The 9,811-nt window shown below is 69.7% G+C and carries 9 protein-coding genes; 5 read left to right on the top strand and 4 right to left on the bottom strand.

Annotated elements, in window-relative coordinates; translation table 11 throughout:
- From VYI76_RS15675 to recN, 4 genes are all read right to left on the bottom strand, one after another.
- A partial coding sequence (locus VYI76_RS15675; RefSeq protein WP_326523579.1) for a helix-turn-helix domain-containing protein occupies positions 1-107 on the bottom strand: 107 nt, incomplete at its 3' end.
- Between the two features lie 90 nt (positions 108-197).
- A complete protein-coding gene (locus VYI76_RS15670) occupies positions 198-2,066 on the bottom strand; it encodes a DUF885 domain-containing protein (RefSeq protein WP_326525715.1) in 1,869 nt (622 codons plus the stop codon).
- A 63-nt stretch (positions 2,067-2,129) separates the two neighbouring features.
- Positions 2,130-3,446, bottom strand: a complete 1,317-nt coding sequence (locus tag VYI76_RS15665) for a hypothetical protein (RefSeq protein ID WP_326525714.1) — start codon at positions 3,444-3,446, stop codon at positions 2,130-2,132.
- 81 nt (positions 3,447-3,527) lie between these two features.
- A complete protein-coding gene (recN, locus tag VYI76_RS15660; RefSeq protein ID WP_326525713.1) occupies positions 3,528-5,186 on the bottom strand; it encodes a DNA repair protein RecN in 1,659 nt (552 codons plus the stop codon).
- 189 nt (positions 5,187-5,375) lie between these two features.
- On the opposite strand from recN, the gene VYI76_RS15655 reads away from it, so the two are divergent.
- The 5 genes from VYI76_RS15655 to VYI76_RS15635 all read left to right on the top strand — a co-directional run bounded on the left by VYI76_RS15655 (position 5,376) and on the right by VYI76_RS15635 (position 9,792).
- Complete coding sequence (locus tag VYI76_RS15655; RefSeq protein ID WP_326525712.1) at positions 5,376-6,011, top strand: RBBP9/YdeN family alpha/beta hydrolase; 636 nt, start codon at positions 5,376-5,378, stop codon at positions 6,009-6,011.
- A 19-nt stretch (positions 6,012-6,030) separates the two neighbouring features.
- Positions 6,031-6,987 carry an alpha/beta hydrolase gene (locus tag VYI76_RS15650; protein ID WP_326525711.1) on the top strand — a complete coding sequence of 319 codons (957 nt, stop codon included), beginning with the start codon at positions 6,031-6,033 and terminating at the stop codon, positions 6,985-6,987.
- 115 nt (positions 6,988-7,102) lie between these two features.
- Positions 7,103-8,839, top strand: coding sequence for a vWA domain-containing protein (locus VYI76_RS15645; RefSeq protein WP_326525710.1), 1,737 nt, complete (start codon positions 7,103-7,105; stop codon positions 8,837-8,839).
- 63 nt (positions 8,840-8,902) lie between these two features.
- A complete protein-coding gene (locus VYI76_RS15640; RefSeq protein ID WP_326525709.1) occupies positions 8,903-9,574 on the top strand; it encodes a helix-hairpin-helix domain-containing protein in 672 nt (223 codons plus the stop codon).
- 2 nt (positions 9,575-9,576) lie between these two features.
- Positions 9,577-9,792, top strand: a complete 216-nt coding sequence (locus tag VYI76_RS15635; RefSeq protein ID WP_326525708.1) for a hypothetical protein — start codon at positions 9,577-9,579, stop codon at positions 9,790-9,792.
- Positions 9,793-9,811: the final 19 nt, after the last annotated feature.

The raw sequence follows: 9,811 nt of genomic DNA, 5'->3' as shown, positions 1-9,811 counted from the left end.
CTCGCCGCGCTGACCCCGAACCGCTCGGCAGCCTGCCGACATGACACACCGCCCTCAACAACGGCGACGACACGATCCCGAAGATCACGCGATAAGGCTCGACCCATCCGTGCCAGCCTCCTTCGCCAGCACGGATCCTGAATCAGAAAATCCGACCCCTGTGAATCCCTACCGATTCAGATCGGCCGAAAACCGCTCTAGCTGGCGTTCATCTGGGCGGTGATCCAGCGCGTCATCTGCGCGTCGAGCACATCGAGCGGGACGGCCCCTCCGGCGATCACCGCGTCGTTGAACGCCGGCAGATCGAACTTCGCGCCCAGCGCCTTCTCCGCCCTCGCGCGCAATTCCAGGATCTTGAGCTCGCCCAGCTTGTAGCCGAGCGCCTGCGCGGGCCAGCTGATGTACCGGTTGACCTCCGCATCGATGTTCGCCGCCGACAGCGCGGTGTTGTCGAGCATGAACTGAACAGCGCGCTCCTTCGTCCAGCCCTGCGCGTGAATGCCGGTATCAACGACCAGCCGGCATGCGCGCCACATGTCGTAGCTCAGGCGGCCCATGCGCTTCTCTGGCGTGTCGTACAGCCCCATCTCGTTGCCCAGAGTTTCGGCATAGAGCGCCCAGCCCTCTGTAAAGGCCGTGAATGAGGCCAGGTGGGTGCGCAGCGGCGGCAGATCGAGTTCCTGGCGCAGGGCGATCTGATGATGATGTCCCGGCACCGCCTCGTGCGCGGTCAGCGACGGGAGTTCCCACAAGGGGCGCTGGTCGAGTTTCGAGGTGTTGACGAAATAGGTGCCGGCAATCCCGTTCTGCGGGCTGCCGGGGCCGTAATAGGCGGTGGTCGTGCCTTCGGCGATCTCCGCCGGAATCGCGCGGACGCCGTAAGGCAGGCGCGGCAGACGGCGGAACAATGTCGGCATCCGGCCATCGATCGTCTTGGCGATGCGGCTGGCGGCCTGGAGCAGTTCCTCGGGTGTCTTCGCGTAATATTTCGGGTTGGTGCGCAGGTCCGCCACGAATGCCTCGCGCGTGGCGAAGCCGGCCTGCTTCGCGACCGCCTCCATCTCGGTGCGGATGCGGGCGACTTCCTTCAGCCCGATCGCGTGGATTTCGGCCGGAGACAGCGACGTCGTGGTCAGTTGGCGGATGCGGAACGCGTAATAATCCGCGCCGCCCGGCTGCGCCGACACGCCGACCGCGCGCGCGCATTTCGGCAGGTAGCGCGTCCGCATGAAATCCGCCGCCTTGCGATAGGCGGGATCGAGCATGCCGGTGATGATCGCCTTCGCCCGCGCCTGGAGCGCGGCCCATTCGGCGTCGCTCGCATCGCGAGGCTTCGCGCGGGTGAAGGGAATGTAGAAGCGTGACTGCGCCGGATCGGCCTTCACGACCCCGCCGATCGCGCTTTCGATCCCGGCCAGCGACACGCAGGGCTGGACATAGCCTTCCTTCAACGCGCGTTCGGTGATCGCCAGCAGCACGTCGTTGCTTGCCGGCCATTTCTCCAGCCGGGTCAGGTAATTGGCATAGTCCTGCCGCCCCCGGAACGACAGCCGCTCACCGAGCCCCGCCATCCCCTGCCACGGCGAGGCGTAGCTGGTGAAGACGATCATCCGCTGGCCGAAGCGGTTACCCTCGACATCCGCGGCCAGCAGGCGACGCAGGATAGCCCTGTTGGTGCGATCGTCATCCGACAGGCCAGCGTCCGGGATCGCATCGAGCCGCTTGAGGAACGCCGCCGACCGTGCGGCCTGCCGGTCCTGCGCGGCGAGCGACGGATCGCCGAGTTCGCTATCATAGTCGCGCACGCCGACCGACGAGGCGAGCGTCGGGTTCTGCCTGAGCGTCCATGCCCAATGTTCGGCGAGCAGCGCCTTGAGGTCGGAGGCCGGCTGTGCCGTTACAGGGTTGGCGAACAGCAGCGCGGCGGCGCCCAACTGAACGCTCAAACGGCGAACGTTGATAAAGTTGAGAGTTGCCACGCGCGAACGGGCCACCCCGGCGGCGCGATCGAGGAAACGGACGAAACGCGATTCGGCGGTGTGCGGCATGGCTATGAAGCTGCACATTTCAGAGCGTGTAGGAAAATGGTTTCTGCGGGCCGGGCGATGGTTCCGCCCGGCACCGATGGATCAGAAGATCGGGCACCACACGGCATCTCGGTTCTCGCGTTCCGCCTGTGCCAGGCAAGACCGTCGTTCCGCCTGCCGCGCGGCCAGCGCTTCGGCCGCATAGCGCGCATTGTCGCGGATCAGGTCGGCGCTGCGAAGCCGGGCATATGCCGGCACCGATATCGCCAGCCCGTCCCATGTCTGCGCGCTTACCGAGTTGCGATCCCATTTGCCCGACGTGCCGATCGACATCGCCGAACCGTCGCCGAAGGGATGCATCTCGCACCGGGGCGGGGCGCCGAGCGCGCAGAATTCCTGCTGCTTCGGCCCGACATCGCGCCACAGGAATACCCCGTTGCTGGTGCCCGTGCCCGATCGCCGGATCACCACCACGCCGTCTATCCGACTGGACTGGGCAGAACACCCAGCCTTTCCGGCGAAACAGAAGGGCAGGATATAATCGCCCTTCGCCGGATCACGCGCGGTGTAGGCGATGACCGGCGAGAAGACCGGGCGAGAGCCGCCCTTGCGCTGGAGAAAGGCGGAGATCGCGGCGGCGTTTTCCCCGATCGCGGCATAGAAAGTGCGACCGCCGATCATCGTTTCCGCCGGCTTGCCGTGCCACAGCACCGCCGGCGCGGTCGGGCGCTGGCGCAGCGCGGTGGGCGGCTGGCGATAGGCCGGCGGTGTCGTACCCGCCATTGCCGCATAAACCACGCCCGCTGGCGTGTCCGGCGCGGGCAGAGTTTCATCCATCGCCAGCCAGAACGGCATCGATCCGGTCGACCAGCGCGTCGATTTGACCGCGAAATCGCCGGATACCGGAGCGCGCCCGTTATACAATGCCGTCATCGTGCCGCGAAAACCGTCTCGATCGCAGGTCCCGCGATAGGTGATGGCGCCGTCGCCGTTGCGCAGATCACAATAATTTCCGCGCCGCGTACCCGCCAACGCCACCGGCGCGCGATAGGGCATGCCCATTTCATGCGGCTGTTCACCCGTCAGCGTCATCGTCACGCTGGTGCCGGCGAACACCGCTTCCAGCGCGATCGGGCGATAGCGATCGCGGCCCATCGCGCTGGGCCGGGGCTTGCCCTCTACCCCGACGGGTTCGGGAACGTTGGGATTCCCGATGCGAACGCCTTCAAAGATGTTCGTCGCGGGGCGGACAGGACGGCGCGGCGCCGGGCGGCGCTGGCCAAAGGAGGTGATGTTGTACTGCCCCCGGAACGTTATGCGATAGTCGTCCGGTATCGGCACCCCGCCGCCCTGTGCGGGAAGCGCCGACGCCGCGCCCGCAGCCACCAGAATCGCCGCCAAGAATAGCCCAAAACGCATCGCAAGCCCCCCCCCGAGAACGCGAGTTTCACGACGAGGGTAGTGAGGCGGGGAGAGGCGGGCAAGCCGCCATAACGTCGATCACGCCGCCAGCAGCCGCCCGGCCTGGGCGCGCGCCTCGTCGGTGACTTCCGCACCCGACAGCATCCGGGCGATCTCCTCGCGGCGGTCATCCTCGCCCAGGGCGCGGACGCCGGTGCGGGTGACGGTGCCGTCGTGGCTCTTGGCGATCAAAAGGTGCTGGCTTCCGCGCGCCGCGACCTGGGGGCTGTGGGTGACGACCAGCAGTTGCGCGCCCGCCGCCAGCCGGGCGAGACGATCGCCGATCGCGCTGGCGACGGCGCCGCCGACCCCGCGATCGATTTCGTCGAAGATCAGCGTTTCGGCCCCGCCTTCCTCGGCCAGCGCGACCTTGAGCGCGAGGATGAAGCGCGACAGCTCGCCGCCGCTGGCGATCCTCGCCAGCGCGCCGAACGGCGCGCCGGGATTGGTCGACACGAGGAATTCGACGCGGTCGCGGCCCTGTGCGTTCCACTGGTCGATCGGGAGCGCGGCGACATCGGTGCGGAAACGCGCCGCGTCGAGCTTGAGCGGCGCGAATTCGGCCGCGACGGCGGCGTCAAGGCGCGCGGCGGCGGCGGCGCGGGCGGCGGTGAGCGCGGCGGCGGCGACTTCGTAGGACGCCTGTTTCGCGGCGACCCCGGCCTCCAGCGCAGCGATGCCACCCTCGCCCGCCTCCAGCCGGTCGAGCCGGGCGCGCAGATCGGCGGCGAGTGCCGCGAGATTGTCGGGCTGGACGCGATGCTTGCGCGCGACGCCGCGCAGCTCGAACAGGCGGGCCTCGTCGGCCTCCTGCGCGGCGGGATCGAATTCGAGCGCGCGGGCGGCGTCGCGCAGGCTGTCCTCGGCCAGCGCGCCCTCGATCACCGCGCGATCGACCGCCGCCAGCGCATCGGCGAGCGCGGCGTGATCCGGCGCGACGCGTTCGAGGATGCGCGCGGCCTGGCGCAGCTTCGACAGGCCGCCCTCGCCGCCCGAGAGCAGCGCGTCGGCGGCCTCGAGATCGTCGGCGATCTTTTCCGCGCGCTGCATCGTGCGGCGGCGATCGGCGAGCGCCTCTTCCTCGCCAGGTTCGGGGGCGAGGGCTTCCAGTTCGGCGACGGCATGCTCCAGCCAGTCGCGGTCGCGCGCGGCGGTCTCCACTTCCGCACGGGCGGCGGACAGGGCGTCCCCGGCCTCCCGCCAGGCGCGGAAGGCGGCGGCGGTAGCGGCGGGATCGATGCGCGCGAAGGCATCGAGCAGCGCGCGGTGCCCGGCGGGCGCGAGCAGGCCGCGATCGTCGTGCTGGCCGTGGATCTCGACCAGATGCTGCCCGAGTTCGCGCAGCGCCCCGGCGGATGCGGGCTGGCCGTTGACGAAAGCGCGGCTGCCGCCGTCGGCCTTGACGATGCGCCGGATCACGAGCGGTTCGCCCGGTTCCGCCTCCAGCCCCTGATCTGCGAGCAGCGCGGTGGCCGGGTGATCGGCCGGCAGGTCGAAAGTGGCGGCAACGCTGGCCTGTGCGGCGCCGTGGCGGACGAGCCCGCTGTCCGCGCGCGCGCCGAGCGCAAGGCCCAATGCGTCGAGCAGGATCGACTTGCCCGCCCCCGTTTCCCCGGTCAGCACGCCCAGCCCGCGCGCGAAATCGAGGTCGAGCGCCTCGATCAGCACGACGTCGCGGATGGAGAGCGCGGTCAGCATATGTTCCGCCTTTGCCACGTGCGAAGCCGCGTTGGAAGCTGCGTTCGGACTGGCGCTGGCGCGAGGCGAACCGTCGCAACGGCTATTGCCTATCAAATAAGTGGGAATATATTCGATGGCCGGGAGAGTCGCGCGGCGTACCCCTCCCTAAAGCGCCGCCGACCCTCCCAACCGATCAGGAGGCAGACGATGGCGCATATCCAGGGTTATACCGTCCTCACCGTGCCGGGCCTCGGCAATTCGGGGCCGACCCACTGGCAGAGCCTGTGGGAGAAACAGCGCGAGGACACGGTGCGCGCCGATCTGGGCATGTGGGACGCGCCGCACCGGAACGTGTGGGTGACCAAGCTCGACCAGGCGATCCGGGCGGCCCGGGCGCCGGTGGTGCTTGTCGCGCATTCGCTGGGCTGCGTGGCCGTGGCGTGGTGGGCGGCGCTGTCGCCGCAGCCCTATGGCTGGCCGGTGGCGGGCGCGCTGCTGGTCGCGCCGGCCGACGTCAACCGGCAGGACGGCCCGCCCGAGCTTGCCGGTTTCGCGCCGGCGCCGGCGACTCTTTTGCCCTTTCCGTCGATCGTGGTGGCGAGCCGCGACGATCCATGGATCCGCTTCGAGCGCGCGCAGGGGCTGGCGGGCCAATGGGGCAGCCATCTGGTCGATGCAGGCAGCGCGGGCCACATCAATGCGGCAAGCGGGATCGGCGACTGGGCGGAAGGCCAGGCGCTGCTGGGCGAACTGATCGACGGCGCCGGCATCGCGCATACCCCGACCGAAGGCCGCGCGTGGCTGGCGCGACGGCTGGCGATCGAGGCTCGCACCGGCGCCTGAGACGTGGCATCAGGGTAGGATGACGATCGATCGCCGCACCCTGATCGCCGGATCGCTCGCCGCCCTGCCCGCAGCCCGGGCGCTGGCGGCGTCGGGCCCTTCCGAAACCATCGCCCTGTGGCCCGGCGAGGCGCCAGGCCTCACCAACAGGGCGCTGGCCGAGGTGGTGACCGAACGCAGCGAGGATCCGCGCGTGCCGAATCGCGCGATCACCGGCACCCGTCGCCCGCGGATAGAGGTGTTCCGTCCCGCGAAGCCCAACGGCGCGGCGATGCTGGTGATCCCCGGCGGTGGATATTCGCGCATCGTGCTCGACCGCGAGGGGTATGAGCTGGCGCCCTGGCTGGCCGAACGCGGGATCACCGCGTTCGTGCTGTTCTATCGCCTGCCGGCCGAGGGCTGGCGCGACCCCGCCAACACTCCGCTGGCCGATGCGCAGCGCGCGATGCGGCTGATCCGTGCGCGGGCGAAGGAATATGGCATCGATCCGCAGCGTGTCGGCGTGATGGGCTTTTCGGCGGGCGGCCACCTGTGCGCCGACCTCGCCACCCGCCACGGACGCCAGGTGTACGCGCCGGCAGACGCCGCCGACCGGCTGAGCGCGCGCCCGGCGATCGCCGCGCCGATCTATCCGGTGGTGTCGATGGAGCCCGACATCGCGCATCCGGGATCGCGCACCAACCTGATCGGCACCGACGCGACCGCGACGATGATGGCCGAGCATTCGCCCGACCGGCAGGTGACGAAGGATACGCCGCCGCTGTTCATCGTCCATTCGCACGACGACACCGTCGTCCCGGTCGCCAATGCGATCGGCCTCCACGCGGCGGCGCGCGCGGGCGGGGTGCCGTGCGAGATGCATTTGTTCGAAAAGGGCGGTCATGGCTATGCCTGGGGCGCCCGGACCGCGGGTCTGCCCGCCCATCTGTGGCCCGAGCTGTTCCACCTCTGGGCGAAGACACACCGTTTCGTCTGAGCGCGCTGCCCGTCCCGTCGCCACCACATTCATCTCCCGCTCATCGTCGGAGAGCCACGGTTGAACGCAGTCGCGATATGTGACAATATTACATATCGATCGAGGGAGGATTGCCATGCGTCTTCGTGCCGTCACGCCGCTCGCGCTCGCCGCGTTCCTGCTGACCTCCGCCGCACCGCCACCGGTGCCGCAGGTGCGCCGCCCCGCCCCACTGCCACCGGCCAGCGATACGCCAGTGCGCTGCCGGGTCGGCGCGGGCGATCAGGAACGGCTGTCCGCGCCGATCATGGTGACCGGCGGCCGCGTGAAGCGGGCCGAGACCCGGATCGCTCCGGGAGCGCCGCCACCCCCGCCGCCGCCTCCACCGCCCGTCATGGTGGCCCCGTCCGCAGCCTACGCGCCCATGCAGCGGGAGGCACCTTATGGCAGCCGCGCGAACACCGAGCGCTACGACGGGCGCGAGGTCGCCTCGATCCAGGCGGTCGCGGCGGCGCCGGTTTCCACCTTCTCGGTCGATGTCGATACCGGCAGCTACGCCAACGTCCGCCGGTTCCTGACGAGCGGTCGGCCGGTGCCGCCGGAAGCGGTGCGGACCGAGGAGATGCTCAATTACTTCCGCTACGACTATCCGCGCCCGACCAGCGCGGCCGAACCGTTCAGCGTGACGACCGACGTCGCTATGACGCCGTGGAACCCCAACACGCGCCTGCTGCGCGTCGGCCTGCGCGGCTATGACGTGACGACCGACAGCCGCCCGCGCGCGAACCTGGTGTTCCTGGTCGACGTGTCGGGATCGATGTTCAGCCAGGACAAGCTGCCGCTGGTCAAGACCGCGCTGGCCGGCCTCGCCGACGAGCTGCGGCCCGACGACCGCGTCTCCATCGTCGTCTATTCGGGCAACACCGGCATCGTGCTGGAGCCGACGTCGAACAAGGGCCACGTCAAGACCGCGCTCGATTGCCTGACGGCGGGCGGGTCGACCGCGGGCGGACAGGGCATCGAGCTGGCCTATGCGACCGCGCGGGCGAATTTCATGAAGGACGGGATCAACCGCATCTTCCTGGCGACCGACGGCGATTTCAACGTCGGCATTTCCGATACCAAGGCGCTGGAGGCGCTGGTGAAGAAGAACCGCGACGACGGCATCACGCTGACGACGCTGGGCTTCGGCACCGGCAACTACAATGAGGCGATGATGGAGCGCATCGCCGACGTCGGCAACGGCAACTACAGCTATATCGACAGCGCGATGGAGGCGAAGAAGGTGCTGGGCGACGAGCTGTCGGCGACGATGGTGACGATCGCCAAGGACGTGAAGGTGCAGGTCGAGTTCAACCCGTCCGCCGTCAGCGAATATCGCCTGATCGGGTACGAGAACCGCGCGCTGGCCGAGGAGGATTTCACCAACGACGCGGTCGATGCCGGCGATATCGGCGCGGGGCATCAGGTGACCGCGCTGTACGAGGTGGTGCCGGCGGGCGTCACCGGCTGGCTGCCCGCGCGGCGATATCCGGCCAACCAGCCAGCCGCCGGTGCGGGGCGCGGCGGGAACGAACTCGCCTTCGTCAAGCTGCGCTGGAAGGCGCCGTCCGGCGGCGCCAGCCGCGAGATCGCGCGCGCCGTGCCCGCCGCCTGGCTGCGCACCGCGCGCCCGGCCAGCGGCGACATGGCCTTCGCCGCCGCCGTTGCCGCGTTCGGCCAGAAGCTGCGCGGCGACAAATATCTGGGCGAGTATCAGATGGCCGACGTGCGGCGACTGGCGGGCGACCCCAGGGGCTATTGGCGGCAGGAGTTCGTGAAGCTGACCGAACTGGCCGGCACCGACCGGCGAAGCGCGCCCGCCGCCCAGTGAGCGTCGCTGGACTGGCGCGCGCGAGCCGCTATCCTTCGCCCGCATGACCTGCGGAGGACGGCGATGAACAACGAGCTTGCGGCGTCCAGCGTGCCGATGGCGGCCGACGACTGGTGGACGACGATCAGCCTGGCCATCATCGCCATCGGCGTGGTGCTGGCGTTGCTGGTGATCTGGCGCGGCGCGAGACTGAAGCGCGAGCGCCAGGCGGTCGACGAGGCGATCGACGCGCGGGCAGAGGACGCCTTCGCCGGGCCGGTCACCGCGTCGATCGATGACATGCCCCCGCCGGCGCCGGAGACGACGCCGGTCGCCACGCCGCCGGTCGCGCCGGCGCCTCCCCCGCTCGCCGCTCAACCCGCCCCGGTGGTCGTCGCGGCGCCACCTGCCGAGCCATTGCCGCCGGCCCAGCCCCTGCCGGCCGCCGACCCCCAGCCCGCGGCGGAGCCGCTGGCGGCCGCCGAACCGCCGCCAGCCGCCAATCCCGCCGTATCGGGTACGGATGACCTGACCCAGCTGAAGGGGGTCGGCCCGAAGCTCGCCGCGCGGCTCGCCGAACTGGGCATCACGAGCTTCGCGCAGGTTGCCGCGCTGTCCCCCGACGCCGCAGCCGCGCTCGACGCGCAACTGGGCGCGTTTCAGGGCCGCATGGCGCGCGATCGCTGGATCGAGCAGGCGGACTATCTGGCGAAGGGCGACCTCGCCGGATTCGAAACCGCGTTCGGAAAATTGTGACGATGGCCGGTATCGCCTGCCTGCGCTGCGGCGGACGGCTCGAGGAAGGGTACGTCATCGACGAGGGCTATGGATCGCGTACGCCCTCGACGTGGATCGAAGGCGCACCCGAAAAGAGCTTCTGGGCCGGGCTGAAGACCGGCGATCGCCGCAAACTGCCGATCGACACCTGGCGCTGCACGCGCTGCGGACTGCTGGAACAATACGCGCCCGGTTGAAGCGGCGAACCGCAGGGCG

The organism is Sphingomonas sp., assembly GCF_035910975.1.
GTDB lineage: Bacteria > Pseudomonadota > Alphaproteobacteria > Sphingomonadales > Sphingomonadaceae > Sphingomonas.
This window is presented reverse-complemented; position numbering and strand designations above follow the sequence as displayed.

Excerpts from the sequence above, each read along its gene's own strand:
- VYI76_RS15670 (WP_326525715.1), bottom strand. The coding sequence starts at position 2,066 with ATGTGCAGCTTCATAGCCATGCCGCACACCGCCGAATCGCGTTTCGTC.
- VYI76_RS15665 (WP_326525714.1), bottom strand. The coding sequence starts at position 3,446 with ATGCGTTTTGGGCTATTCTTGGCGGCGATTCTGGTGGCTGCGGGCGCG.
- recN (WP_326525713.1), bottom strand. The coding sequence starts at position 5,186 with ATGCTGACCGCGCTCTCCATCCGCGACGTCGTGCTGATCGAGGCGCTC.
- VYI76_RS15655 (WP_326525712.1), top strand. The coding sequence starts at position 5,376 with ATGGCGCATATCCAGGGTTATACCGTCCTCACCGTGCCGGGCCTCGGC.
- VYI76_RS15650 (WP_326525711.1), top strand. The coding sequence starts at position 6,031 with ATGACGATCGATCGCCGCACCCTGATCGCCGGATCGCTCGCCGCCCTG.
- VYI76_RS15645 (WP_326525710.1), top strand. The coding sequence starts at position 7,103 with ATGCGTCTTCGTGCCGTCACGCCGCTCGCGCTCGCCGCGTTCCTGCTG.
- VYI76_RS15640 (WP_326525709.1), top strand. The coding sequence starts at position 8,903 with ATGAACAACGAGCTTGCGGCGTCCAGCGTGCCGATGGCGGCCGACGAC.
- VYI76_RS15635 (WP_326525708.1), top strand. The coding sequence starts at position 9,577 with ATGGCCGGTATCGCCTGCCTGCGCTGCGGCGGACGGCTCGAGGAAGGG.